Source organism: Microbacterium sp. NPDC091382, from assembly GCF_044757025.1.
Taxonomy (GTDB): Bacteria; Actinomycetota; Actinomycetes; order Actinomycetales; family Microbacteriaceae; genus Microbacterium.
This window is the reverse complement of record NZ_JBIVUD010000003.1, coordinates 465,995-491,841: the sequence shown is the minus strand read 5'-3', so window position 1 is coordinate 491,841 and position 25,847 is coordinate 465,995. Positions and strand designations below refer to the sequence as shown.

The 25,847-nt window shown below is 68.7% G+C and carries 25 protein-coding genes; 12 read left to right on the top strand and 13 right to left on the bottom strand.

Annotated elements, in window-relative coordinates:
* Window positions 1-507 precede the first annotated feature (507 nt).
* Complete coding sequence (locus ACIQLK_RS13915) at window positions 508-783, top strand: hypothetical protein (RefSeq protein WP_400365497.1); 276 nt, start codon at window positions 508-510, stop codon at window positions 781-783.
* 29 nt (window positions 784-812) lie between these two features.
* On the opposite strand, the gene ACIQLK_RS13910 is transcribed toward ACIQLK_RS13915, so the two are convergent.
* The 8 genes from ACIQLK_RS13910 to nrdH all read right to left on the bottom strand — a co-directional run bounded on the left by ACIQLK_RS13910 (window position 813) and on the right by nrdH (window position 7,111).
* Window positions 813-1,322, bottom strand: a complete 510-nt coding sequence (locus ACIQLK_RS13910; RefSeq protein ID WP_400365495.1) for a hypothetical protein — start codon at window positions 1,320-1,322, stop codon at window positions 813-815.
* A gap of 542 nt (window positions 1,323-1,864) precedes the next feature.
* On the bottom strand, window positions 1,865-2,176 hold the full coding sequence (locus ACIQLK_RS13905) for a hypothetical protein (protein WP_400365493.1): 312 nt from the start codon (window positions 2,174-2,176) through the stop codon (window positions 1,865-1,867).
* Window positions 2,177-2,470: 294 nt separating this feature from the next.
* Complete coding sequence (locus ACIQLK_RS13900) at window positions 2,471-2,842, bottom strand: hypothetical protein (RefSeq protein WP_400365491.1); 372 nt, start codon at window positions 2,840-2,842, stop codon at window positions 2,471-2,473.
* Between the two features lie 4 nt (window positions 2,843-2,846).
* Window positions 2,847-3,047 (bottom strand): helix-turn-helix domain-containing protein, encoded by a 201-nt coding sequence (locus ACIQLK_RS13895; protein WP_400365600.1) that lies wholly within the window; start codon window positions 3,045-3,047, stop codon window positions 2,847-2,849.
* Window positions 3,048-3,293: 246 nt separating this feature from the next.
* On the bottom strand, window positions 3,294-4,271 hold the full coding sequence (gene nrdF / locus ACIQLK_RS13890) for a class 1b ribonucleoside-diphosphate reductase subunit beta (RefSeq protein WP_091354938.1): 978 nt from the start codon (window positions 4,269-4,271) through the stop codon (window positions 3,294-3,296).
* Between the two features lie 27 nt (window positions 4,272-4,298).
* On the bottom strand, window positions 4,299-6,431 hold the full coding sequence (gene nrdE / locus ACIQLK_RS13885; protein ID WP_400365598.1) for a class 1b ribonucleoside-diphosphate reductase subunit alpha: 2,133 nt from the start codon (window positions 6,429-6,431) through the stop codon (window positions 4,299-4,301).
* Window positions 6,432-6,436: 5 nt separating this feature from the next.
* Window positions 6,437-6,874, bottom strand: a complete 438-nt coding sequence (gene nrdI / locus ACIQLK_RS13880) for a class Ib ribonucleoside-diphosphate reductase assembly flavoprotein NrdI (RefSeq protein WP_400365489.1) — start codon at window positions 6,872-6,874, stop codon at window positions 6,437-6,439.
* Between the two features lie 3 nt (window positions 6,875-6,877).
* Window positions 6,878-7,111, bottom strand: coding sequence for a glutaredoxin-like protein NrdH (gene nrdH, locus ACIQLK_RS13875; RefSeq protein WP_018188439.1), 234 nt, complete (start codon window positions 7,109-7,111; stop codon window positions 6,878-6,880).
* 456 nt (window positions 7,112-7,567) lie between these two features.
* Here nrdH and ACIQLK_RS13870 point away from each other — a divergent pair, with 456 nt between their 5' ends.
* A complete protein-coding gene (locus ACIQLK_RS13870; RefSeq protein WP_400365487.1) occupies window positions 7,568-8,773 on the top strand; it encodes an MFS transporter in 1,206 nt (401 codons plus the stop codon).
* A 9-nt stretch (window positions 8,774-8,782) separates the two neighbouring features.
* On the opposite strand, the gene ACIQLK_RS13865 is transcribed toward ACIQLK_RS13870, so the two are convergent.
* On the bottom strand, window positions 8,783-9,187 hold the full coding sequence (locus tag ACIQLK_RS13865; RefSeq protein ID WP_400365485.1) for a pilus assembly protein CpaE: 405 nt from the start codon (window positions 9,185-9,187) through the stop codon (window positions 8,783-8,785).
* A 52-nt stretch (window positions 9,188-9,239) separates the two neighbouring features.
* Between ACIQLK_RS13865 and ACIQLK_RS13860 the strand changes: the two genes are divergently transcribed.
* Genes ACIQLK_RS13860 through ACIQLK_RS13840 form a run of 5 tightly spaced genes read left to right on the top strand, consistent with a single transcriptional unit; the run spans window position 9,240 to window position 13,839 of the window.
* Complete coding sequence (locus ACIQLK_RS13860) at window positions 9,240-10,013, top strand: alpha/beta fold hydrolase (RefSeq protein WP_400365483.1); 774 nt, start codon at window positions 9,240-9,242, stop codon at window positions 10,011-10,013.
* Window positions 10,010-11,167 carry an acyl-CoA dehydrogenase family protein gene (locus tag ACIQLK_RS13855; RefSeq protein ID WP_400365482.1) on the top strand — a complete coding sequence of 386 codons (1,158 nt, stop codon included), beginning with the start codon at window positions 10,010-10,012 and terminating at the stop codon, window positions 11,165-11,167. The genes ACIQLK_RS13860 and ACIQLK_RS13855 overlap by 4 nt, the downstream gene beginning before the upstream one ends.
* A gap of 41 nt (window positions 11,168-11,208) precedes the next feature.
* Window positions 11,209-12,480: a DUF445 domain-containing protein gene (locus ACIQLK_RS13850; protein WP_400365480.1), complete on the top strand. Its 1,272-nt coding sequence runs from the start codon at window positions 11,209-11,211 to the stop codon at window positions 12,478-12,480.
* Between the two features lies 1 nt (window position 12,481).
* A complete protein-coding gene (locus ACIQLK_RS13845; RefSeq protein WP_400365478.1) occupies window positions 12,482-13,360 on the top strand; it encodes an agmatinase family protein in 879 nt (292 codons plus the stop codon).
* Window positions 13,357-13,839, top strand: coding sequence for a SixA phosphatase family protein (locus ACIQLK_RS13840; RefSeq protein WP_400365476.1), 483 nt, complete (start codon window positions 13,357-13,359; stop codon window positions 13,837-13,839). The genes ACIQLK_RS13845 and ACIQLK_RS13840 overlap by 4 nt, the downstream gene beginning before the upstream one ends.
* Here the strand turns inward: ACIQLK_RS13840 and hutI are convergent.
* From hutI to hutH, 3 genes are read right to left on the bottom strand one after another with little or no spacing between them, the layout of a single operon-like run.
* Window positions 13,826-15,052, bottom strand: a complete 1,227-nt coding sequence (gene hutI, locus ACIQLK_RS13835; protein WP_400365475.1) for an imidazolonepropionase — start codon at window positions 15,050-15,052, stop codon at window positions 13,826-13,828. The genes ACIQLK_RS13840 and hutI overlap by 14 nt on opposite strands.
* Complete coding sequence (gene hutU / locus ACIQLK_RS13830) at window positions 15,052-16,716, bottom strand: urocanate hydratase (RefSeq protein WP_400365473.1); 1,665 nt, start codon at window positions 16,714-16,716, stop codon at window positions 15,052-15,054. The genes hutI and hutU overlap by 1 nt, the downstream gene beginning before the upstream one ends.
* The gene (hutH, locus tag ACIQLK_RS13825; RefSeq protein ID WP_400365472.1) at window positions 16,713-18,353 is read right to left on the bottom strand and encodes a histidine ammonia-lyase; all 1,641 of its coding nucleotides are present in this window, start codon (window positions 18,351-18,353) and stop codon (window positions 16,713-16,715) included. The genes hutU and hutH overlap by 4 nt, the downstream gene beginning before the upstream one ends.
* Before the next feature lie 184 nt (window positions 18,354-18,537).
* On the opposite strand from hutH, the gene ACIQLK_RS13820 reads away from it, so the two are divergent.
* A complete protein-coding gene (locus ACIQLK_RS13820; protein WP_400365596.1) occupies window positions 18,538-19,284 on the top strand; it encodes an IclR family transcriptional regulator in 747 nt (248 codons plus the stop codon).
* A 195-nt stretch (window positions 19,285-19,479) separates the two neighbouring features.
* On the opposite strand, the gene ACIQLK_RS13815 is transcribed toward ACIQLK_RS13820, so the two are convergent.
* Window positions 19,480-20,487, bottom strand: a complete 1,008-nt coding sequence (locus tag ACIQLK_RS13815; protein WP_400365470.1) for a LacI family DNA-binding transcriptional regulator — start codon at window positions 20,485-20,487, stop codon at window positions 19,480-19,482.
* 137 nt (window positions 20,488-20,624) lie between these two features.
* On the opposite strand from ACIQLK_RS13815, the gene ACIQLK_RS13810 reads away from it, so the two are divergent.
* From ACIQLK_RS13810 to ACIQLK_RS13795, 4 genes are read left to right on the top strand one after another with little or no spacing between them, the layout of a single operon-like run.
* Complete coding sequence (locus ACIQLK_RS13810) at window positions 20,625-21,884, top strand: extracellular solute-binding protein (protein WP_400365469.1); 1,260 nt, start codon at window positions 20,625-20,627, stop codon at window positions 21,882-21,884.
* 1 nt (window position 21,885) lies between these two features.
* Window positions 21,886-23,007 (top strand): carbohydrate ABC transporter permease, encoded by a 1,122-nt coding sequence (locus ACIQLK_RS13805; protein WP_400365467.1) that lies wholly within the window; start codon window positions 21,886-21,888, stop codon window positions 23,005-23,007.
* Window positions 23,004-23,918, top strand: a complete 915-nt coding sequence (locus ACIQLK_RS13800) for a carbohydrate ABC transporter permease (protein ID WP_400365465.1) — start codon at window positions 23,004-23,006, stop codon at window positions 23,916-23,918. Before ACIQLK_RS13805 ends, ACIQLK_RS13800 begins: the two co-directional genes overlap by 4 nt.
* Complete coding sequence (locus ACIQLK_RS13795) at window positions 23,915-25,807, top strand: glycogen debranching N-terminal domain-containing protein (protein WP_400365463.1); 1,893 nt, start codon at window positions 23,915-23,917, stop codon at window positions 25,805-25,807. Before ACIQLK_RS13800 ends, ACIQLK_RS13795 begins: the two co-directional genes overlap by 4 nt.
* Window positions 25,808-25,847: the final 40 nt, after the last annotated feature.

Here is a 25,847-nt window from a genome sequence, read left to right as displayed (position 1 = left end):
AAACTTTCGACAGCCCGTCGAATGCTAGACGGGCGTGCGAAGCATTCAAGCTCGGCGCGGCCACCGCACGCTTTGAGGTCTACACAGACGATGGCGGTAAGCCTAGGTGGCGGGCATGGCGAGGTAGCGATCGGGTCGCAGCCTCCGGGGAGCATTTCGCCTCGACATCGAATGCCCAACGAGCTGCCGAGAACGTTCAGCGCAACGCCGGCTCAGCCACAGGACCCTGATCCACCCACGCAGGTGCCGCCCAAGTCCACGTGGCCTCGGGCTTGGGGTCTCCAACCCGAATGCACGCTTAGGGATCGGGGAGCAGCTGGCAAACCCATGGCGGGCAGATGGCGGTGTCGATCCCAGCGCGATCTTGTTGCTCGCCGGTCTCAACGAGCCGCCTGGGGCGCCATGTGCAACACCCTGTGTCGGCGCTCGATGAGATGCTCTCGGTCGGAGGAAGGATCACCGGCATTGGGAACGAACCGACGCTACGCTACCGCGATCAACGCGCGTATGGACGCTCGCATCCTGCAGGGCATCGCGCGCGACGCGCCCCTGCAGTCGCTCACCCCCGACGAGCTCCGGCTCCATGAGGTCACGCTTACGATTGACCCGAAGAACCTCCGGAAGGTGAAGGCGTGGGTCCGGTTCGGTGAGACGCCCGTCCGCGTAGACGCTGTCGCCGCGCGGTGGACACCTTCAGCCGTCGGCATCACCTTCGTCGTCGACGGCCACGAGCACCGGTGCTGGGTGTGGGTCGGCGCCGTCGACGAGCAGCAAGATGCTTGAGTCGGGCGGAGCGCGAACGGCACCTGGGCTCAGCCACGTTCTTCCGGTCCGGGCTCAGGTCCAAAAATGTCGGTGCCCCGCTCGGACACTTTGTCTACAAACTCATTCCACGCCACCGAGTCCGTACCGTTCTCAACCGCGATGAACGTCCCCTGCACGTACATGTCGATCAACATGAGTATCCGGCTGATAGGTACGAGCTGCCCGTCAGGAGTTCTGCAACAGAGAGCCACCGACAGATCGGTTATGGCCGCGTAAGAGACTGGTACTGCGGGCCGCCATGTCGCGAAGACCTCCCCATGGCCGAGAGCTGTCTCATCAGTGGTCCATTCTATTTCGCCCATGGGGTCAATGCCGTCGGGGACGTCTTCAGCAAACGCGTTCATCAGCCCCCACCCCTCCTCTACGTTTGGCTTGAACGTGAGCTGCAGGGCCTCGCGATGCTTGTCCTCGATATCGAGATCATGAAGGACGACACCTATCGCGCCGTCGGTGTCGCCTCGGTTGAAAGGCTGAGTGGCAGCGAGTCTCGGGAGCATGTCCGCTGGGACGCTAGCGAGTGCTCCACTTGCGGCCTTGCGCCATTGCGTTCTCGTCCTGGCGAACGGAAAGTAGACCCGGGTCGGGTTCTTCGGGGTTCGGCCATCCAGATGCGCAAGAGACCAAGCTAATGCATCTAAGGCGGATCGGTAGTTGTGAATGATGTCCCCGAAAAGGAGACTCCATTCGTGTATCGGTGCCTGGTGATAATTCGCCCTGAAGGACACGGAAAGGCCGTCGTCAGAGACTTGTCCGTCCCAGGGGAAAGGGGTGCTCCTCACGAAAAGCGTGACGCTCCCGTGCAGCTGGTCCTGAAGTTGACCAGCGCGACCTAACTTCAGAGTTGGCCATACTGAATAGCCGTCGCGGCCGGGGATCAGGTGACGTGACCCGCCGTCATGAGGCTGCGACCATCCTCGATACACGTACCGATCGTCTCCCACGGCTTCACCTTAGAACCACGGGGTCGCGCGCGCCTCGAAGCGAGTCACAACAATCGCCTTCCAATTCGTTGAGCCAGGCAAGAGCGGTTCGTTAAGCCCTACGCTCGGTCAACTGCTGCGATCGGCTCCGGTACGACGCTCAGCCCGGCGGGCGAATTCGCCGCCGCGAGCAGCGCGCGGAACCAGTCGTGGTTGAGAGGCACCCGTGGGCCCCGGAACTTGAAGACCAGAGCGGTGTCCCGGTTCACCCAGACGGAAGTGCGCCCGCTCCCGTCGACCGGCCGAGTGGGCACGGTCATCATGAACGGTTCATCGCGACCCAGCTTCGCTCGGATCACGGCTTCCAGATGAGTCAGCGCTCGAGCGTCGAACTCGAAGATGGTGGTCTTTTCGTAGACGAGGGTCCCCATGCGTACCTCCGGTACGTTCAGTACTCCGTCCGGGCGCTGACCGTCAAGGCGGAGTGGATCGAATCGCAACGGGGCAGTTGAGAAAGACGCGCCCAGCCTATTGGATCTGCGAACAGCCGCGCATCCGCGCCGCCGGTGATGCGTTCTGGCCGAGATCGGTACCGAAAGCGCGGAGTGACCGTCCTCGGACGGCGCCCTCTAGAACAGCGGGATGAGATGCGTCGCCGAGGCCCTCTTGATGGAGGATGGCCGCGCATCTGAGGACCTCACGCTGATCGTCGCTGATGCGGATCCCTATCCTTCGTCGATGCCGACTCCGTAATCCTCAGGGTTCTCTACGAAGTGGCGAACTTCGTCCAGCATCCGCTCGAGGTTGTGAACGACCGCTCGAGAATCGACCTCCCACGGCCCGCTGCGCAGAAACCAAACTGCGAACTCGCTTTCATATTCTCGTGTCTCGCGGAAGACTTCGTCGATCACTCGCTCATCGCCTTCCATAGACACATGCAGTTCGCGGTCATCGAAGTGAAGGAGCTCAACCGTTTCTTTCGTTGAAACCTCGTCGAGTACCTCATCATTCTCAATTCTGGCAAGTTCCCATACGGCCCTACAGTGAGGCTCAAATGGGGAGAACTCCTCGAGCTTCACCTCAAGTACCAAGGTCAAGCTTCTAGTCTTCATCGTTTGCTCCATCGCCTTCAGGCCTTCCCAATATTGGCTCTTGGTGGCGGGTCGGCCAGCGCGGATAGAGCGGAACCTGCAAAGCACGCTCAAGCCTCGCCACCGTTCGAACGTCAGGGTAGGTCGCGCCCGCAATGATCTGTCGAAGGGTCTTCTCGTGGATTCCTGCGTCTCGCGCGATTCCCCGCATCCCCCGCCCCTGCCCAGCAGCGAGGAGATTCACGACAATCAGTCGTGCAACTTCGGCATCTTCAGATGAGGCTGGCTTTGTTGGCCAACGCTCCGTGTGATCTACGGGCGCGCCCCTTTTCGAAGGCTTTCTCGCGGGTGGCTCCAATGAACTCATGGCTCAACTACTTCAGGAGGATCAAGTGACCTGACGAGAGATCAGGTCGCCTTGGAGAAAGCTCATGTTCGCTGACGCCCAATACGTGCGTCAGAAGTCCCAGTCGTCGTCCTCGGTCGCGACGGCCTTGCCGATGACGTAGGACGAACCCGACCCGCTGAAGAAGTCGTGGTTCTCGTCCGCGTTGGGCGAGAGCGCCGACAAGATCGCCGGGTTCACATTGGTGACGCTTGCGGGGAACATGGCCTCGTAGCCGAGGTTCATGAGCGCCTTGTTGGCGTTGTAGTGCAGGAACTTCTTGACGTCCTCGGTCTGGCCGATGCCGTCGTACAGGTCTTGCGTGTACTGCACCTCGTTGTCGTAGAGCTCGTAGAGCAGCGAGAACGTGTAGTCCTTGAGCTCGTCGCGCTCGGCCTGGCCGAGGGTCTCGAGTCCGCGCTGGAACTTGTAGCCGATGTAGTAGCCGTGCACGGCCTCGTCGCGGATGATGAGGCGGATGATGTCGGCCGTGTTCGTCAGCTTCGCCTTCGACGACCAGTACAGCGGCAGGTAGAACCCCGAGTAGAAGAGGAACGACTCGAGCAGGGTCGAGGCGACCTTTCGCTTGAGGGGCTCGTCGCCACGGTAGTAGTCCATGACGATGCGGGCCTTCTTCTGAAGGTTCTCGTTCTCGACCGACCAGCGGAACGCGTCGTCGATCTCGGGCGTCGAGGCGAGCGTCGAGAAGATCGACGAGTAGCTCTTCGCGTGCACCGACTCCATGAACGCGATGTTCGTGTAGACGGCCTCCTCGTGCGGCGTGATCGCATCGGGGATGAGCGAGACGGCGCCGACGGTGCCCTGGATGGTGTCCAGGAGCGTCAGACCGGTGAACACGCGCATCGTCGTCTGCTGCTCCTCGGGGGTGAGCGTCGCCCACGACTGGATGTCGTTGGACAGCGGCACCTTCTCGGGCAGCCAGAAGTTGTTGACGAGGCGGTTCCACACCTCGAGGTCCTTGTCGTCCTGGATGCGGTTCCAGTTGATCGCCTGGACCGAGCCGAGGAGCTTCAGGGGTTCGGGGGTCATGTCTTTTCTCTCTCGAATCTCAGCCGGTCAGAGCATGCAGGAGACGCACTCGGTCATGTCGGTGCCCTCGAGCGCCATCTGACGGAGGCGGATGTAGTAGATCGTCTTGATGCCCTTGCGCCAGGCGTAGATCTGCGCCTTGTTGATGTCGCGCGTGGTGGCGGTGTCCTTGAAGAACAGCGTCAGCGACAGGCCCTGGTCGACGTGCTGGGTGGCGGCGGCGTAGGTGTCGATGACCTTCTCGTAGCCGATCTCGTACGCGTCTTCGTAGTACTCGAGGTTGTCGTTCGTCATGAACGGCGCCGGGTAGTAGACGCGGCCGATCTTGCCTTCCTTGCGGATCTCGATCTTCGACGCGATCGGGTGGATCGAGCTCGTCGAGTTGTTGATGTACGAGATCGAGCCGGTCGGCGGGACGGCCTGCAGGTTCTGGTTGTAGATGCCGTGCTTCTGGATGGATGCCTTCAGCTCCAGCCAGTCCTCCTGCGTCGGGATGTGGATGCCCTCGAAGAGCTCCTCGACGCGGGTCGTCGCCGGCGTCCACTCCTGCTCGGTGTACTTGTCGAAGAACTCGCCGGTGGCGTACTTCGAGTCCCAGAAGCCGTCGAAGACCTGGCCGCGCTCGATGGCGATCCGGTTCGAGGCCTGCAGCGCGTGGAACAGCACGGTGTAGAAGTAGATGTTCGTGAAGTCGACACCCTCCTCCGAGCCGTAATGGACGTGCTCGCGGGCGAGGTAGCCGTGCAGGTTCATCTGGCCGAGGCCGATGGCGTGCGACTTGTCGTTGCCGTCCTCGATGGAGCGGACCGAACGGATGTGGCTCTGGTCGCTGACGGCGCTGAGTGCGCGGATGCTGGTCTCCACCGTGCCGGCGAGGTTGCGGCCGTCCATCGCCAGGGCGATGTTCATCGAGCCGAGGTTGCAGGAGATGTCCTTGCCGATCTGGTCATACGAGAGGTCCTCGTTGAACGTCGTCGGTGTGTTGACCTGCAGGATCTCCGAGCACAGGTTGGACATGTTGATCCGACCCTTGATCGGGTTGGCCTTGTTCACCGTGTCCTCGAACATGATGTACGGGTAGCCCGACTCGAACTGGATCTCGGCGAGGGTCTGGAAGAACTCGCGCGCCTTGATCTTCGTCTTCTTGATCCGGGCGTCGTCGACCATCTCGCGGTACTTCTCGGTGACGGAGATGTCGCCGAAGGGCACGCCGTAGACCTTCTCGACGTCGTACGGCGAGAACAGGTACATGTCCTCGTCGTTCTTCGCGAGCTCGAACGTGATGTCGGGGACGACGACACCGAGCGACAGCGTCTTGATGCGGATCTTCTCGTCCGCGTTCTCGCGCTTGGTGTCGAGGAACTTCATGATGTCGGGGTGGTGGGCCGAGAGGTACACGGCACCGGCGCCCTGACGCGCACCGAGCTGGTTCGCGTAGCTGAAGCTGTCTTCGAGGAGCTTCATGACGGGGATGATGCCCGACGACTGGTTCTCGATCTGCTTGATCGGGGCACCCGCCTCGCGGATGTTCGAGAGGAGCAGGGCGACGCCGCCGCCGCGCTTGGACAGCTGGAGGGCGGAGTTGATGCCGCGCGCGATCGACTCCATGTTGTCCTCGATCCGCAGGAGGAAGCACGAGACGAGCTCGCCGCGCTGCGCCTTGCCGGCGTTGAGGAAGGTCGGGGTGGCGGGCTGGAAGCGGCCCGAGAGGATCTCGTCGACGAGCTTGGTGGCGAGGTCCTGGTCGCCGGCGGCGAGCGCGAGGGCGGTCATGACGACGCGGTCCTCGAAGCGCTCGAGGTAGCGCTTGCCGTCGAACGTCTTCAGCGTGTAGCTCGTGTAGTACTTGAACGCGCCCAGGAAGGTGTCGAAGCGGAACTTCGCGGCGTATGCGCGGTCGTGGATCTGCTGGATGAACTCGAACGGGTACGCCTCGATGACGGCGCCCTCGTAGTACTCCTTCTCGACGAGGTAGTCGAGCTTCTCCTTCAGGGAGTGGAAGAAGACCGTGTTCTGGTTGACGTGCTGCAGGAAGTACTCCCGCGCAGCACGCTTGTCGGCGTCGAACTGGATCTTCCCGTCCTCGCCGTAGAGGTTCAGCATCGCGTTGAGCGCGTGGTAGTCCATGCCCTCGAAGCGAGCCTCGGTCTTGAAGGCCATGTCGGTCACTGCAGCTTCCACCAGTTTTCCAATCCGTCGCTCACGCGGTCGACGTCCTCAGGCGTGCCGAATACTTCGAGCCGGTACAAGTGCGGCACACGACACTTGCGGCTGATGATGTCTCCCGCAAGGCAGAACGCCTCGCCGAAGTTGCTGTTCCCCGCGGAGATGACTCCGCGCAGCAGATTCCGGTTACCCTCGTCGTTGAGGAAGCGGATGACCTGTTTGGGGACCGCGCCCTTCTCTTCTCCCCGACCCTGGCCGCCCCCGTAGGTGGGGGTGACCAGGACGTACGGCTCTTCGATGCGGAGAGCGGGTTCGGAGGAGTGAAGCGGGATGCGGCGAGCCGGCATCCCGAGCTTCTCGATGAACCGCGCGGTGTTACCCGACACGCTCGAGAAGTAGACGAGCAGCGGCGCGTTCGTCATGACGGCCGCGCTCATCGATCAGACCAGGCGAGACGCGAGCTCGTCGATCTTGTCGGGACGGAAGCCCGACCAGTGGTCCTCGTCGGTGACGACGACCGGAGCCTGGAGGTACCCGAGCGACTTGACGTGCTCGAGGGCCGCAGGGTCCTCGGAGAGGTCGAGGACCTCGTAGTCGATGCCCTTGGAGTCCAGCGCGCGGTACGTCGCGTTGCACTGCACGCAGGACGGCTTCGTGTACACGGTGATCGCCATCTGTCGACCCTCTCTCTGCCATGGGAACCCGCCGCTGCGGGTCCGCTTTACGTTCGTGAAATCCGATTGCAGGACAGGGCGTGATCCGCCCGTTCGCCTGGTTCCGAGGGGGAGGACCCCGCCGGGAGCTCAATACTACATATGGGTACGGACACCAGGAAGCACCACAAGGGGTAGTAGTTACATCCGTGTAGTTTTTCCGCATCTCTCCACAGATACAACACAGGTTGTCCACCGATTCATCCCCAATCCGAGAAGTTCCGAACGGGGTCGAAAAGGCCGGGATTCCGGCCGAAACGACGGACCGCCCCACGGGTTGTCCACAGGTCGGACGATAGGAGGAACCTCCGACATCGGATCGCGGTCGAATCCGATGCCCCGGCGTGTCGTCGGCGTGTCGTCGGAGGACCGGCACCCCACATCCGGGATGTCGGCCCACGACGGTAGATTGGTCGGGTGGCGGGATACTCGGAGCTCCTGCGCGCACCGGGTGTCGCGCGCATCATCGCGGCACAGCTGACGGCCCGCTTCCCCAGCGGGATGACGAGCCTCGCGGTCCTCCTCCACGTCGAGCAGTCGACGGGGTCCTACGGCTACGCCGGCGTCGTCCTCGCCGCACTCTCCATCGGACAGGCGATATCCGGCCCCGTCACCAGCCGGTGGATGGGCATCTGGGGCATGCGCCGCGTCCTCACGCTCACCGCAGCCGTCTGCGCGGCCGCCGTCCTCGCCCTCGCGATCAATCCGTTCGGGATGCCGGGGTTCATCGTCTTCGGGTTCGTCGCCGGTATCGCCAATCCCCCGGTGCAGCCCGCCGTCCGCACGATCTACCCGAAGATCGTGACGTCGCGCCAGCTGACCCCCCTCTTCTCGCTGGACGCGAGCCTGCAGGAGATCATCTGGATCTTCGCGCCGGTGCTCATCACGCTCGTCGCGACGCAGGTGGGCACGGTCCCCGCGCTCTTCCTGATCGTGATCATCCTCATCGGCGGGTGCACGTGGTTCATCGCCTCGCCCGAGGTCGGACGCGTCCGCATCCCGCGCAGCCGCCGCGGTTTCGGGCGGGTCCTCGCCAAGCCGGTCGTGCTGCTGTCGACCGTGACCGGCTTCCTGCTCATCGGCGCGTGCGCGGCCGTCGAGGCCGGCGTCGTCGCCTCGTTCGGCCACGAGGGGCTCGAGGCCGGCATCGTGCTCGCCGTCTTCGCCGTCGGCAGCCTCGCCGGCGGTCTCGGCTTCGGCCACATCCCGATCGGCCGCTGGGCGATGGCCCGACGCCTCGCGATCGTCGCCGTCGGCGTCTCGCTCGTGATCATCAGCCTCAACGCCTGGTGGATGGGCGCGTCGCTCTTCGTCGCCGGGCTCGGGATCGCACCCGCCCTCGCGGTCATGTTCGCGATCACGAGCGCCAGCGTCCGCTTCAGCGAGACGGCGGAGGCCTACGGATGGATCGGCACGGGTCAGCTCATCGGCGCGGCGGCGGGTTCCGCGGTCGCCGGCTTCCTCATCGACGGCGTGGGCTCGGTCGGCGCGTTCATCGCGGCATCCGGGTTCGCCGTCGCCGGCGCGCTCGTGGCCGCGGTGTTCGTCCGGGGCTTCCCCGACCTCCGCGGCCGTGACGCGAGCCCGATCCCCGACACGGAGCCGGTCCCGCTCATCACCTGAGCCGCCAGGTCAGGCGGCGCGACGGAGCAGGAACAGGACGGCCTGGGCGTAAGCGTCGGCAGGCTGCGGATGCCGGAAACGGTGAGGCGCGGCATCCACTTCGATCTCCACTTCGTGGATGTCGGGGAGTCGCCGCAGCGACCGGAACGTGCCGCGGAGCATCTCGCGCAGCTGCGCCTCCGAGGGCAGCCACAGCGCATCCTCGAGCGCGACGGAATCCAGCGCCCACTCCGTCGTCCCGTTGAAGGCGAGGAGGTCCCCGGTGGGGTAGCTGCGGGCCTCGACCGTCATCTCGCTCACGGTGTAGACGTCGGCTTCGAACTCGGGTTCGTCGAGCTGGAACCTGTCGCCGGAACGGGGACGCCAGATCAGGCCGCTCGCGCGCAGCTCGCGTGCCAGGTCGGTGGAGATCATCACCCCATCCTGGCCCGCCTCGGCGGCCCGGGACCCGTCCTAGGCTGAGAGCATGCCCTCACCCGTCACCCTCCCCCGGCTGAGCTGGGGGGATCCCCGTAGCGACCGCCACGCGCTCCTCGTCCACGGCGTCGGCTCGAGCGGCGCCCTCATGTGGCGCTACGCCGTCGCCCTCGCCGACGCCGGCTGGCACGTCGACGCCGTCGACCTGCGCGGCCACGGCACCGCCCCGCGCACCCTCGACTACACGATCGGCGCCTATGCCGCTGACCTCGAGCACACCCGGCCGACTGGACACGGGCCATGGGATCTCGTGCTCGGCCACTCGCTCGGCGGCGCCGCGGCGACGGTCGCCGCCGCCTCCTCCCCCGCGTGGACCCGCCATCTGATCCTCGTCGACCCCGCGATCCACCTCGCCGACGCCGACCGAGACGCCGTGCGGGCGAGCCAGGAGCAGGCCTTCGCCGACACCTCCGAAGCCGCGGTCCGCGCCGCCCACCCCGAGTGGCTCGACCTCGACATCGAGCTGAAGGCGGTCGCCGCCTCGCAGGCGAGCCGCTTCGCCGTCGAGCAGACCGGGCTCCAGAACACGCCGTGGGATGTGCGCGAGGCGGCCTCCCGTCTCGCGGCCCCGACGCACGTCATCGCCGGCGACCCCGCGGTTTACTCGATCTTCACGGGGGATCTCGCCGCCGAGGTCCTGAAGAACCCGGCGATCACGATGTCGGTGGTTCCCGGCACCGGCCACTCGCCGCACCGCGATGCTCCGGATGCCTCGGCCCGGGCACTGCTCGATGCGATCGCCGCGTGGGGGCTCCCGTCATGACGTTCGATCCTGCCGCCCACCTGCCGGACGATCTGCTCGAGCGCATCCGCTCACGCGCCGCCGCGGTCGACGCCGAGAACCGCTTCCCCGACGAGGACCTCGCCGAGCTCCGCGCCGCGGGTTACCTCGCGATCCTCGTGCCGGACGCACTCGGCGGCGCGGGACTCGGGCTCCGCGAGGCATCCATCCTGCAGCAGCGCCTTGCGGGTGCCGCTCCCGCGACGGCGCTCGCGATCAACATGCACCTCGTCTGGACGGGCGTGGCCAAGATCATGGCCGACCGCGGCGACGACGCGCTCCGGTTCGCGCAGGAGGGCGCCGCTCGCGGCGAGGTCTTCGCGTTCGGCATCAGCGAGGCGGGTAACGACCTCGTCCTCTTCGGCAGCGATACGGATGCCGCGCCCCGCCCCGACGGCTCGTACGCCTTCACGGGCACCAAGATCTTCACCTCGCTCGCGCCGGTGTGGACGCACCTGGGGCTCCACGGCCTCGACACGTCCGCCCCCGAGGATCCGCGGCTCGTGTTCGCGTTCGTTCCCCGCAGCGACGCCGTCGTGACCCGCGACGACTGGGACACCCTCGGGATGCGGGGCACCCAGTCCCGGACGACCGAGCTGCACGGTGCCGTCGCTCCCGTGGACCGGATCGTTCGCCGCCTGCCCGTCGGGTCGAGCCCCGACCCGCTCGTGTTCGGGATCTTCAGCGCCTTCGAGATCCTGCTGGCCTCCGTCTACACCGGCATCGCACGTCGTGCCCTCGACCTCGCCGTCGAGACCGCCCGGACGCGCACGTCCAAGAAGACGGGTCGGACCTACAGCCAGGACCCCGACATCCGCTGGCGGGTGGCCGACATGGCGCTCGCGTACGATGCCCTCCCGGTGCAGGTCGAGTCGCTCGCGGCCGACGTCGACGACCTCGCCGACCACGGCGCGATGTGGTTCCCCAAGCTCTCCGCCATCAAGCACCGAGCCGCGACGACGGCGAAGCAGGTCGTCGACGAGGCGATGCTCGTCGCGGGCGGCTCGTCCTTCTTCACGCGGAACGAGTTGAGCCGTCTCTACCGCGACGTGCTCGCGGGCCTCTTCCACCCCTCCGACCCCGAGTCGGTGCACAGCGCCCTCGCGAACGCGTGGCTCGGACCGGTCGAGCCGTGAGCCGCCACGGCTCGTGAGAGGCGCCGTGGCAGGATGGCCGAATGGCCCGCATCCCGTACGCCTCGCTGAGCACCGCTGACCAGCAGCGGTATCGCGGGCTCCGCACCATGAAGGCGGTCGCGCTCGGCGCGCTGCTGTTCATGGCGATCGTCTTCGTCGTCGCCTTCGTCCTCGAGAAGGACCTCTCGGGCTGGGGCTACGTGCGCGCGGCGGCCGAGGGCGGCATGGTCGGCGCCCTGGCGGACTGGTTCGCGGTGACGGCGCTGTTCCGGCATCCGCTCGGCATCCCGATCCCGCACACGGCGATCATTCCGCGCCGCAAGGACGAGATCGGACGGACCCTCGGCGAATTCGTCGAGACCAACTTCCTCGAGGGCGGCGTCGTCCGCCAGAAGCTCGAATCCACGCACATCGCCCGCACCGCGGGCGCCTGGCTGCAGGATCCCGCTCACGCGAAGACGGTGGCGGCCGAGGCCTCGACGATGGCCTCCGGCATCCTCACCGCGCTCAGCGACGACGAGGTGCAGGACCTCATTAGCGACCTCGCGCACGAGCACCTCCTCTCCCCGTCGTGGGGCCCCTCGCTCGGCACCTGGCTGTCGCGCGTGGTGGATGCCGACGCCCACCGCGGCGCCGTGGACCTGGGCGTCGACAGCATCGCCCGCTGGCTCGACGCGAACCGCGAGGCGTTCGACGGCCTCGTCTCGCGTCGCCTGCCGTCCTGGGTTCCCTCGGTCGCGATGCGCCTCGTCGACGACACCGTCTACCACGAGGCCACGAAGTTCGTCGCGGCCGTGCAGCGCGACCCGGAGCACCCGGCGCGGAAGGCACTGGATCAGTACCTCGAGCGCCTCGCCGACAACCTGCAGCACGACCCCGAGACCATCGGTCGCCTCGAAGGCGCGAAGAGCGCCGTCTTCGACAGCCCGCGCGTGCGCGCCCTCGCCGCCGACGCCTGGAACACCGCGAAGGCGGGCCTGCTCCGCTCGCTCGCCGACGAAGGGAGCCCGCTCCGTCGCCGCGTCACCGCCGCCCTCGGCGACCTGGGCGACCGTCTCGCCACCGATACGGCGCTGCAGGAGCGCGTCGACAAGCGCATCGCGGACGCCGCCGTCTTCCTCGTCGATCGCTACCGCCACGACATCGCGTCGATCATCACCGACACCGTCGAGCGCTGGGACGCCGACGAGACGAGTCAGAAGATCGAACTGCAGGTCGGCCGCGACCTGCAGTACATCCGCCTGAACGGCACGATCGTCGGCGCCCTCGCGGGCCTCGTGATCTTCACCGTCGCCCACCTGCTGCTGCCCTGACATGGCGCTCTCCGTCGACCCGCTGTGGCCTCGCGCCGGGGACTGGCCCGCACCCGAGGGGCGAGTGGATGCCGCCGTCATCGGGCTGCCGGCCTTCCGCACCTCGCTCTCGCCCACCGGTGCGCACACCACGCCGGCAGCGGTCCGCGAGGCGCTGCGCCGGTTCAGCCCGATGCTGCTCGGGCCTCCCCCGATCGACCTGAACGCGGCCCTCCGGGTCGCGGATGCCGGTGACGTCGACGATCCGGACGGCCCCGAGGGCGAGGCCCGGGTGCGCGAGCGTGTTCGCGCCCTGCGCGCCGAGGCGGACCTCGTGATCGCGCTCGGCGGCGACAACTCCGTGACCTACGCGACCGCCCAGGGTGCGGGTGTCACGGGTCTCATCACCCTCGACGCGCACTTCGACCTCCGCGACGGCGTGTCCAACGGCTCCCCCGTCCGCCGCCTCGTCGAGGAGGGACTCGACCCGCGGCGGATCGTGCAGATCGGCATCGCGGACTTCGCCAACTCCGTCGCGTATGCGCAGCGCGCGGTGGACCTCGGCATCACGGTCATCACCCTCGACGAGGTCCGGCGCCGCGGCGCGGAGGACGTCATGATCCAGGCGCTCTCGATCGCGGGCGCGTCGGGCGATGTGCACCTCGACATCGACGTGGACGTCTGCGACCGCTCCGTCGCGCCGGGGTGCCCGGCATCCGTCCCCGGCGGACTCGAGGCGTGGGAGCTGCGCGCCCTCGTCCGCGCCGCGGCCGGGGACCGGCGGGTCGTGAGCGCCGACATCGTCGAGGTCGACGCGACGGCGGACGCCGCGGACGGCCGCACCGTCAGACTCGCCGCACTGTGCGTCCTGGAATTGCTGGCCGGAAGGGCACTCTCATGATCACCCTCATCCTCGTCCGTCACGCGAAAAGCGACTGGGGCACCGGGCAGGACGACCATGAGCGACCCCTCAACGACCGCGGCCGCCGCGACGCGCCGATCATGGCGCGGCGCCTCGCGGCGACGGGCGTACGGCCCGCTCGCATCCTGTCGTCGACGGCGGTGCGCGCACGCACGACGGCGCAGGCGTTCGCCGATGCGCTCAGCGCCCCCGTCGAGACCGATGAGGGCCTCTACGGAGCACCGGGTTCGCGTCTGCTCGCCGCCGCTGTGCGCAGCGGGGCCACCGACGTCGTCGTCGTCGCCCACGACCCCGGCATGACGGTGCTCGCCGAGCAGCTCTCCGACGGAGGCATCGGCGCCATGCCGACGTGCGCCGTCGCGACCTTCGTGTGGGACACCGACGACTGGGACGTCGCTACGGCCACGCCGCCGGCGCGCTGGAACCTCGACACTCCGCGGGACGTCAGCGAGGCCTGAGCACCTCACCGCCGCGGTAGACGCGGTGGACGAGCGGCACGCCCGGCCGGTAGGCGAGGTGCCGCCGGCTCGGCGCGTCGAGCACCACGAGATCTGCGCGAGCGCCGGTGGCGAGGTGGCCGACGTCGCCGCGGCGCAGGGCGTGCGCTCCCCCGGCCGTGGCCGCCCAGACGGCCTCGCCGACCGTCATGCCCATCTCGCGCACGGCGAGCGCGATCATGAGCGGCATCGAGCTCGTGAAGGACGAGCCCGGGTTGCAATCGCTCGCGAGCGCCACCGTGACCCCCGCGTCGATCAGTCGGCGCGCATCGGGGTACGGCTGGCGCGTCGAGAACTCGACCCCCGGCAGCAGGGTGGCGACGGTGTCCGATCCCGCGAGCGCCGCGATGTCGGCATCCGTCAGGTGGGTGCAGTGATCGACGGATGCCGCGCCCACCCGCACCGCCAGCTGCACGCCGGGCCCCTCGCCCAGCTGATTGCCGTGCACGCGGACGCCGAGGCCGACCGCCGCTCCGGCGCGGAGGATGCGCTCGCTCTCGGCCTCGGTGAACGCGCCCCGCTCGCAGAACACGTCGACCCAGCGGACGTGGGGGCGGACGGCGGTCAGCATCCGGTCGCAGACGAGGTCGACGTACGCGGCGCGGTCAGCCCCCTCTGGAACGACGTGCGCGCCGAGGTACGTGACCTCATCGGTGACCTCGGCCGCCAGTCGGGCGAGGCGCGCTTCGCCCTCGACGGTGAGGTCGTAGCCCGTCTTCACCTCGAACGTCGTCGTCCCCTGCGCGTGCAGTTCCGCCACGAGCGACGCGAGTCGCGCGCGCAGCTCGTCGTCGCTCGCCGCTCGTGTCGCCGCGACGGTACGACGGATGCCGCCCGCGGCGTACGGCGTGCCCGTCATCCGCGCCTCGAACTCGTCGCCCCGGTCGCCCGAGAACACGAGGTGCGTGTGGCTGTCGACGAACCCCGGGATCACGGCGCGCCCGCCGAGGTCGACGACCTCGATCTCCGACCGCGAGACAGCAGCCACAGCTCCAGACTGCGGCAACAGACCGCTGTCTCGGGCACCCACTGCAGTCTCGGCGTCAGCGGCGGCACCCGACCACGCGACACGCCCCTCGTGGACGAGGAGGGCGGCGTCGGCGATCGTCGCGGTCGGGGCCGCGGCATCCGCATTCGTCGTCAATTCGGCGATACCGGTGAAGAGGGTCGCCATCAGGCGTCCAGCATGGGGACGGTCAGGCCGCGCTCGCGCGCGACGTCCTTCGCGCGGTCGTAGCCGGCGTCGACGTGTCGCATGACACCCGTGCCGGGGTCGTTGACGAGCACCCGTGCGAGCTTCTCGGCGGCGAGCGGCGTGCCGTCGGCGACGGTGACCTGGCCCGCGTGGATCGAGCGACCGATGCCGACGCCGCCGCCGTGGTGGATCGACACCCACGCCGCCCCCGACGCCGTGTTGAGCAGCGCGTTCAGCAGCGGCCAGTCGGCGATCGCATCGGAGCCGTCGGCCATCGCCTCGGTCTCGCGGTACGGACTCGCGACCGAGCCGGCGTCGAGGTGGTCGCGACCGATGACGATCGGGCCCGACAGCTCTCCCGACGCGACCATCTCGTTGAACCTCAGCCCCGCGAGGTGGCGCTCCTGGTATCCGAGCCAGCAGATGCGTGCGGGAAGTCCCTCGAAGTGCACCTTCTCGGCGGCCTTCTCAAGCCATCGGTGCAGCGCGGCGTCCTCGGGGAAGAGCTCGGCGACGGCGCGGTCGGTCTTCGCGATGTCCTCGGGATCGCCCGACAACGCCACCCAGCGGAACGGGCCCTTGCCCTCTGCGAACAACGGACGGATGTACGCCGGGACGAACCCCGGGAAGGCGAAGGCGCGGTCGTACCCGCCGAGCTCGGCCTCGCGGCGGATCGAGTTGCCGTAGTCGAAGACCGCGGCCCCGGCATCCTGGAAGCCGACCATCGCCTCGACGTGGCGCGCCATCGACGCCCGCGAGCGCTGCGTGAAGCCCTCGGGGTCGGCGGCCGCCTCGACCTTCCAGTCCTCGAATGCGACGCCCGAGGGCAGATACGCGAGCGGGTCGTGCGCGCTCGTCTGGTCGGTGACGACGTCGATCGGGATGCCGCGGCGGAGGAGTTCCGGGAACACGTCGGCCGCGTTCCCCACGACGCCGATCGAGCGCGCCTCTCCCGCGGACTTCGCCGCGAGAGCCCGCTCGATCGCCGCGCCGAGGTCGGCCGTGTGCTCGTCGAGATAGCCGTGCTCGACGCGACGGCGCAGACGGGACTCGTCGACGTCGACGACGAGCACCGCTCCGCCGTTCATCGTGACCGCGAGCGGCTGAGCCCCGCCCATTCCGCCCGCGCCGCCGGTGAGCGTCAGCGTGCCGGCGAGCGAGTCGCGGCCGAGGGAGCGCGCGACGGCGGCGAAGGTCTCGTAGGTGCCCTGCAGGATGCCCTGCGTGCCGATGTAGATCCAGGACCCGGCCGTCATCTGCCCGTACATCGTGAGGCCGAGGTGTTCGAGCCGCCGGAACTCGGGCCACGTCGCCCAGTCGCCGACGAGGTTCGAGTTCGCGATGAGCACGCGCGGCGCCCACTCGTGCGTGCGGAAGACGCCGACCGGCTTGCCGGACTGAACGAGCAGCGTCTCGTCGGGCTCGAGCTCGTCGAGGGTGCGGACGATCGCGTCGAACGCCTCCCACGAGCGGGCGGCCTTGCCGGTGCCGCCGTAGACGACGAGGTCCTCGGGGTGCTCGGCGACCTCGGGGTCGAGGTTGTTCATCAGCATCCGCTTCGCCGCCTCGGCCCCCCAGCTCTTCGCGGTCTTGTGGGCGCCTCGGTCGGCGCGGACAGTGCGGGTCGTGGTCGTGTCGGTCATGCCTGTTCTCCTTCGAACGATGCGGCGTCCGCGCGGAGATCTGCGCTCGGGCGGACGGATGGGGTGTCGTTCGTCCGCGCGACGGCGGATACCCGCTCGCCGGCGGCTCCGAACGCGGTGCGGGCGACCTGGCCCGAGACCACGAGCTGCGTCGCAGCCTCGAGATCGGGGGCGACGAAGCGGTCGGGCCCGGGCCCGTCGACGACGGTGCGGACGAGGTCGCGGACGGACCCGGTGACCGGCCCGGGCTGCAGCGGGGCGCGCAGGTCGAGGGCGCGGCATCCCGTCACCACCTCGATCGCGAGGACGCGCGCGAGACCGTCGATCGCGCGGCGCAGCTTGCGGGCCGCGGCCCAGCCCATCGAGACGTGGTCCTCCTGCATCGCCGACGACGGGATCGAGTCGACCGATGCCGGCACCGCGAGGCGCTTGAGCTCGGAGACGATGCCCGCCGCAGCGTACTGCGCGATCATGAGGCCGCTGTCGACGCCGACCTCGTCGGCCAGGAACGGGGGCAGGCCGTTGCTCCGCGCACGATCGAGCGCCCGGTCGGTGCGGCGCTCGGAGATCGAGGCGACGTCGGCGACCGCGATCGCGAGGAAGTCGAGCACATATGCGACGGGGGCGCCGTGGAAATTGCCGTTCGACTCGACACGACCATCCGGTGTCACGACAGGGTTGTCGACGGCCGATGCGAGTTCGCGCTGGGCGACCATCCGGGCGTGGTCGAGAGTGTCGCGTGCGGCGCCGTGTACCTGCGGCGAGCACCGCAGCGAGTACGCATCCTGTACGCGGGTGCAGACCGCCGGGTCGCGGTGGCTCGCCACGATCGGCGAATCCGCGAGCGCATGGCGGAGGTTCGCGGCCGACACGGCTTGACCCGATTGCGGACGGAGCGTCATCAGGTCGGCGGCGAAGACGGCGTCGGTTCCGAGCTGACTCTCGACCGACATGGCGGCGGCCAGGTCCGCCGTCGCCAGGAGGGTGTCGAGGTCGGCGAGGGCGAGCGACAGCATCCCGAGCATCCCGTCCGTGCCGTTGATGAGCGCGAGGCCCTCCTTCTCCTCGAGGACGAGGGGACGGATGCCGGCGGCCGCCAGCGCCTCGACGGCCTCGACCCTTGTGCCGTCCGCCGTGCGGACCGGACCCTCGCCGAGGGCCGCGAGCGCGATGTGCGAGAGCGGGGCGAGATCGCCCGAGCAGCCGAGCGAGCCGTACTCGTGCACGATCGGGGTGATGCCCCCGTTGAGCATCGCCGCGTAGGTCTCCACGACGACCGGGCGGACGCCGGTGCGTCCGGTCGCGAGGGTCTGCAGGCGCAGCAGGTGCAGCGCCCGGACCACCTCGCGCTCGACCTCGGGGCCGGTGCCCGCCGCGTGCGAACGGATGAGGCTCGCCTGCAGCTGGCGGCGCCGATCGGGCGCGATGAACGTCGTCGCGAGCGCGCCGAATCCGGTCGAGATGCCGTAGTGCGGCTGGGGGTCGTCGGCCAGCCGTTCGATGAGCGCCCTGGTCTCGGCGGTGCGTGTGAGCGCCGCGTCCGAGACCACGACGTGCGCGTCGTGGCGGGCGACGGCGACGACCTGGGCGGGGGTGAGCGGGGTGTCGCCGAGGGTGACGGTCGAGAGAGCGGGCATAGGTCGATTCCAGCGCCCGGCGAGGGAGCACGGGAGGCGGTCGTGGCATCCTGTGTCTGTGATTCCAGACAAGCCGCAGGCGCCGATTCCAGACGAGCCGCAGGCGCCGATTCCAGACGAGCCGCAGGCGCCGATTCCAGACAAGCCGCGGGCGCCGATCCCAGACAGGCCAGGCAAGCCGAAAGTGCCCGCGGCCGATCAGACCCTCCGCATCCTCAGCTTTCTGGCGCACCAGCGCGGGCCCGTCGCCGCGCAGACGATCGCGACGCACCTCGAGCTGCCTCGCTCGACGGTCTATCACCTGCTGGCGGCGATGGCGGCTCACGGATTCGTCGTGCACCTCGACGGCGACCGCCGCTGGGGGCTAGGCACCGCAGCCTTCGAGCTCGCCGGCGGCTATGCGCGGCAGGAACCCCTCGCCCGCCTCGGCCGTCCCATCGTCGCGCAGCTCGCCGATCGCACGGGCGAGAGTGCGCACCTCGCGGTCATGACCGGTCGCGACGTGCTCTACATCGTCGAGGAACGTGCGCCGAGGCGTCCCGCGCTCATCACGGACGTCGGCGTGCGCCTGCCCGCGCACCTGACGGCGACCGGGCGCGCGATGCTCGCCGCCCTCCCCCGCGAACAGATCCGGGCATTGTTCCCCGACGCGGCATCCCTCTCGACCCAGCGCACCGGCCGCGGCCCCGGGCGCCCGACGGAGCTCCGAGAACTCCTCCGTCAGGTGCGCGCCGACGGTCACGCCACCGAGGACGGCGAGGTCACGCTCGGTTTCCGCTCCGTCGGGGTCGCCGTCCGAGACCACGCCGACTGGCCGGCCGCCGCGATCGCCGTCACCTGGCCCGAGGACGCGTCCGCCGACCCGGAACACCTTGCCTCGCTTGCGGCAGACGCTGCCGCCGACCTGTCCCGCCGCATCGGACGGCGCTGACCGCGACGGGTGCGGGGCCGTCGCGCCGAGATCCGAGGGACTGCGACGGGCCGTGTCGGCCCCAACCGCGGAGATCCGATCGGTCGCGGCGCGACCCGGCTGGTTTCGCGCTCCGCGCAGCCGATTCTCCGCGGGTGTTGCCGCAGCAGCCGTGAGCAGCCGCCAGCCGAGCAGGAACCGACCGCTTCGCCCCTCTCAGCGCACGACGAGGCGCGGCTGCACCAGCACGTGTCCCTCGCCGTCGCCGGCGGCGCGGCGCTCGATCCGGGTCCCGCCCGCCATGAGCAGGTCCAGGGCGCCGGCGGCGACGAGCTCGGGCAGCTGCTCGACGCTGGCGAGCCCGAGGGCCTCGGCCGCCGGCGTGTTGTCAAAGCCGATGATCGCGAGGTCCGCGCGCTGGGCCGCCACCGCCGCGACGTGGGCGCCGACGGCGAGGGTGTCGCTCGCGCAGACGACCGCGTCGACTTCGGTCGCCGCCAGCAATTCCGCAACACGCTCGCGCGCATCGGCGACCCGCTCCTCCGCCGACAGTCGCAGGTCTGGACGGGCACCGGCATCCGTCATGGCCTCGCGCCACCCGCGTTCGCGGTCGTCTCCCGTGGGGGATCCCGCAGGCCAGCCGAGGAACGCGACGCGCGGACCGACGGTGAGCGCGTGCGCGGTCGCGGCGCGCGTGCCCGATGCACCGTCGACGTCGACCCACAGGTGTGCGGATTCGTCGGGCGAGGCGGCATCCCACGGGCGCCCGAACGAGACGAAGGGCACACCGCGCTCGGTGAGCCAGGCGATCCGCCGGTCGTCGTAGCGGGTGCCCGTCACGACGACGGCTTCGACGTCGCCGGCGTGGACGAGGTCCGACATCCGCCGGATCTCCTCGTCCTGATCGGATGCCGCGTACACGAGCACGCGCAGGCCCCGGTCGCCGGCACTCTCGGTCAGCGCATGCACGAACCGGTCGAGGACGACGCCCGAGATCCCGCCCGCGTAAGGATCGAGGTGGATGCCGAGGGTCGCGCTCCGCTGCGTGCGAAGGCGCCGGGCGGAGGCGTGCGGCGAGTACCCGAGGCGGGCGATGGCCTCTTGAACCCTCTCACGCGTCGCGGTCTTGACGATCGACGGCGCGTTCAGCACGTTGCTGACGGTCTGACGCGAGACGCCGGCCGCCGTCGCCACGTCCTCGATCGTTATCGACTTCTCACTCATCGACGCATCCCGCCCCCTTGACAGTGATGGGACCACCATCTTACCTTGGTCAGCATTCCACAATTTGATCGTTCAAAGTCGACCGAGATCAGCACGGTCGGAACGATCGCAGCACCGGGATCGAAGGAGATACGGACATGCGACACAGCAGACGACTCATGGCGCTGGGCGGCGTCGGCCTCGCGACGACCCTCGCGCTCGCAGGATGCGGCGGCTCGGGCTTCGACGACGGCCCCGCCGCCTCGGGGTCCGCGGACGGCGGCGGCCTGACGTCGTCCGACGACGCCCTCACGATCATGATCGGATCTTCGGGCGACGCCGAGACGGCGGCCGTCAAAGAGGCCGTCGCGGCCTGGTCGAAGGACTCGGGTGTCGACGCCGAGGTCATCGCCGCCACCGACCTCACGCAGCAACTCTCGCAGGGCTTCGCCGGCGGCAACCCGCCCGACCTCTTCTACCTCGCCACCGAGCTGCTGGCCGGTTACGCCGACAACGGCTCGGTGATCGCCTACGGCGACCAGCTCGAGAACAAAGGCGACTTCTACCCGTCGCTCGTCACGAACTTCACCTACGACGACAAGTTCTACTGCGCGCCGAAGGACTTCTCGACGCTGCAGCTGATCATCAACAAGAACCTGTGGGACAAGGCGGGCCTCACGGATGCCGACATCCCGACCGACTGGGAGTCGCTGGCCGCAGCGGCGAAGAAGCTGACCTCGGGCAACACGACCGGTCTCGTCTTCAGCGGCGAGTACCAGCGGGTAGGCGCGTTCATGGCCGAAGCCGGCGGCCGACTCGTGTCGGAGGACGGCACCACAGCCGTCGCCGACAGTCAGGAGAACACCGAGGCCCTCGCCTACGTCAAGGAGCACCTCGCCGACGGCACGTTCGCCTACGCCGCCGACGTCGGCGCGGGATGGGGCGGAGAGGCCCTCGGCAAGCAGCTGGGCGCCATGACGATCGAGGGCAACTGGATCACCGGCGCGCTCGGCGACTACCCCGACGTCGACCCCCTCGTGGTAGAACTCCCCGCCGGTCCGGCCGGGAAGGGCACGCTGCAGTTCACCAACTGCTGGGGCATGGCCGCGGACAGCCCCAACCAGGAGGCCGCTCTCAGCCTCGTCGAGTACCTGACGACGGCCGAGCAGCAGCTCGCATTCTCGAAGGCGTTCGGCCCGATGCCGTCGGTGCAGTCGGCCGCCGAGCAGTGGACGACCGACAACCCCGACCTCGAGGCGTTCCTGTCGGGTGCGGATTACGCGCAGGGTGTGCCGACGAACGACGGCGTGTCGGACGTCTTCACCGACTTCAACGCGCAACTGGCGACGCTCAAGGACGGCGACCCCGCCACGATCCTGAAGAGCGTCCAATCCAACCTCGAGGCGATCGTCGGCTGACATGGCCTCGCCCGTCACCACGGAGCGGGCACCCGAGAAGACCCCCCGCCGCGACCACCGCTCACGCGGTCTGCGTCGCGGCGAGGGTGTCGCCGGGTGGCTGTTCGTCTCCCCCGTCGTCGTGATCCTCGGGGTGTTCCTCTTCCTCCCCGTCCTCATGGCGCTGTGGGTGAGCGTCTCGGACTGGGGCGGCCGCGGCAGTCCGCTCTCACCGAACGTCAACTTCGTGGGGCTCGACAACTACGGCGAGCTGACCTCGGGGCAGGGACTCCGCAGTCGTGACTTCGGGACCGCCCTGCGCAACAACGCCTGGTACGTCTTCCTCGTCGTGCCGCTGCAGACCGCGCTCTCGCTCTTCCTCGCAATCCTCGTCAGCCGCCGGATGATGAAGGCGCGCGGCTTCTTCCGCACCGCCTTCTACTTCCCGTCGGTGACGAGTTCGGTCGCGATCACGGTGCTGTGGATCTTCCTGTTCAGCGCCGCCGGCCCCGTCAACGCTCTCATCGCAGCCGTGACCGGGGGCGAAGGACCGAACTGGTTCAACGACCCCCGCGGCATCGTCCACCTGCTCTTCGGTGCGTTCGGGGTGGATGCCGCGCCCGCCGCGATCTCCGGGCCCGGCTTTCTGGGCCTCTCGGGATGGGACTGGATCGCGGGGCCGTCCGTCGCGATGAGCGCCTTCATCCTCATGGCCGTCTTCACGACGAGCGGCACGTTCATGCTCCTGTTCATCGCGGCTCTTCAGAACGTCGGCTACGAGCTGACCGAGGCGGGCATGATGGACGGCGCGAACGCGTGGCAGCGCTTCTGGCGTATCACGCTCCCCCAGCTGCGGCCGACGCTGTTCACCGTCATCACGCTCGGCCTCATCGGGTGCTGGCAGGTCTTCGATCAGATCTACACCGGGACCAAGGGTCAGCCGGGCAAGACCACCATCACCCCCGCGTACCTGTCGTACACGTCGGCGTTCAGCAATCAAGACTGGGGAATCGGAGCGGCGATCGCCTTCATCCTGTTCCTCATCATCATCGCGTTCACGCTCTTCCAGCGGTGGCTCCTGCGCGAGCGTCCCGTCTCGAAGCGGCGCATCCGCGCATACACGCCGAAGGGGGCACGGTCGTGACCGACAGCAGAACCCTCGCTCGCACGAAGACGCTCACCGACGGGCCGATCGACCGCGCACCTCGGCGGCGGGGCCGGCTCACCCCGGCATCCCGACTCGGACAGGTCGCGCTCTACGGGATCCTCGCCCTGCTCGCCCTCATCTACATCTACCCGTTCCTCGTGCAGGTGGCGACCTCGTTCAAGAGCGAGCAGGAGGCGGCATCCAGCCCCATCTCGCTCATCCCGCAGACGTTCACGACGGCGGCTTACGAGCGCTTGTTCCTGAACAGCGACTTCCCGCTGTGGTTCGCGAACTCGGCGGTCGTGACGGTCCTCGTGACCCTGGGACGCGTGTTCTTCGTCTCGCTCGCCGGCTACGCGCTCGCTCGCCTGACCTTCCGCGGCAGAGGCGTCATCTTCGCGCTGGTGGTGGCGGTCATGGCGGTTCCCGCGGTCGTGCTCCTCATCCCGCGCTTCCTCGTCCTCAACCAGCTCGGGATGTACGACTCGTATGCGGGGATGATCCTGCCGCTGCTCGTCGACGCGGCGGGCGTGTTCATCATGAAGAACTTCTTCGAGTCGATCCCACCTTCGGTGGAGGAGCAGGCGCGCATCGACGGCGCGGGAACCTTCCGCGTCTACTGGTCGGTCGTCCTCCCGATGGCGCGGCCGGCGCTCATCACGATCGTGATCCTCTCGTTCCAGGGATCGTGGAACGAGCTGACCCACTTCATCGTGTCGGTCCAGGATCCGAACCTGTTCACCCTCACGCGCGGCGTGGCGAGCCTGTCGTCGGGTCAACTGAGTCAGGGCACGCAGTACCCGCTGAAGCTCGCCGCCGCGGCGCTCATGACGATTCCCGTCGCCGTCGTCTTCTTCATCTTCCAGAAACGCATCATGAACACCTCCGAAGGAGCAGTCAAGGGATGACCGCAGGCCTCCAGCCCTTCCTGTCCGACGCCGTCGCCGTCCTCCGCGCGCCCACCCAGGTGTGGTCCCGTCCAGACGGCGAGATCGGTGCCGGCGCGATCGACGGCGTCTTCCACGGCGACACGCGCTTCGTCCGCGCGACCCGCGTCCGCTACGGGACGGATGCCGCGACACACCACGCACCGGAATGGATCTCGCGCTCGATGGACTCGGCATCCGACGCGCGGTTCGAGGCCCTCCTGCGACGACTCGACGACCGCACGCCGGATCCGAAGATCCGACTCACCCGTCGCCGCCTCGTCGCGGACGGACGGATGACGGAGGAGTTCACCCTCGTCTCGCACCTGGAGGAACGGGTCGACCTGACGCTCGAGGTCACCGTCACCCCGGACGCCACGCCGATGCAGCTGGTCAAATCCGGCGCCGACGGCGACGCCTCGATCGAGCGGACGCTCTCGGGCGACGCCGTGGAGCTGACGGCGGGAGAGGCGTCGATGCGACTGCTCGCATCCGGCGCCGAGGTGACCGAGGCCGGCGACGACCTCATCCTGACCTGGCGTGTGACCTGTCCGCCGCGGTCGTCAGTCACGGTGTCGTGGCGCGTCGACCTCGACGACCCGTCGCTCGTCGTCCGGGGGACGACGCGTCAGGTCGACTGGGCACTCGAGCCGGTCGAGGGGATCGACCCGCGGTTGTTCCGCTGGCTCCGCCAGGCGCTCGACGACCTCGACGCCCTGCGGCTGACGTTGCCGGGCAATCCCGACGAGTTCTTCGCCGCCGGAGCTCCGTGGTTCTTCACGCTCTTCGGGCGCGACTCGCTGTGGGCGGCGAGACTGTTCCTCTCCGTCGATCCGGGCATGGCGGCATCCACCCTGCGCGTCCTCGGCAGGCTGCAGGGCTCCAACGCCGACCCCGCGACCGCTGAGCAGCCCGGCAAGATCGCCCACGAGCTGCGCGCGGGCACCCTCACGATGCCCGGTGAGGGCATCTCGCTGCCGCCGCTGTACTACGGCACGGTCGACGCGACCCCGCTGTGGATCACATTGCTCGCCGAAGCACACGGGGCCGGGATGCCGGAGGCCGAGGTGCGAGACCTGCTTCCGACGATGCACGACGCCCTCGACTGGGTGATCGCGTCGGCGAACGCGGACGGCTTCCTCGACTACGTCGACGAGACGGGGCACGGACTGTCCAACCAGGGCTGGAAGGACTCGGGCGACTCGATCCAGTGGCGCGACGGGACGCTTGCGAACGGCCCGATCGCGCTCTCGGAAGTGCAGGGCTACGCCTACGAGGCCGCGGTCCGCGCCGCCGATCTGCTGGATGCGCTCGGAGAGGACGGCGCCGAGCGTCTGCGCTCCTGGGCGGCCGATCTCCGCGACCGCTTCCGCGAGCGTTTCTGGGTCGAGACACCGGAAGGCCGCTACCCGGCGATCGCCCTCGACCGCGACGGCCGGCCGGTCGACACCCTGACCTCGAACGCGGGGCACCTGCTGGGCACCGGCATCCTCGATCGCGACGAGGAGCGCGCCGTCGCCGACCTGCTCGTCGGCCCCTCGATGTCATCGGGCTTCGGCCTGCGCACGATGTCGACCGACGCCGGCGGGTACTGGCCGCTCAGCTACCACGGCGGCAGCGTCTGGGCGCACGACACGGCCATCGTCGCGCGCGGGATGGCGCGCGCCGGCCTCGCACACCAGTCGCGCGTCCTCGTCGGCGGAATGCTCGCCGCCGCCGGGGCGTTCGCGTATCGCATGCCGGAGCTCCATGCCGGTGACGCCGCGAGCGACGTCTCCGTGCCGGCCCCCTACCCCGCGGCCTGCAGGCCGCAGGCATGGTCGGCCGCGGCCGCCGTCGTCTGTCACGAGATCCTCACCGCTCCCCGCTGACAGAACCCCGGCCGGGGGTGGAGACTGGCATCCGACTCGA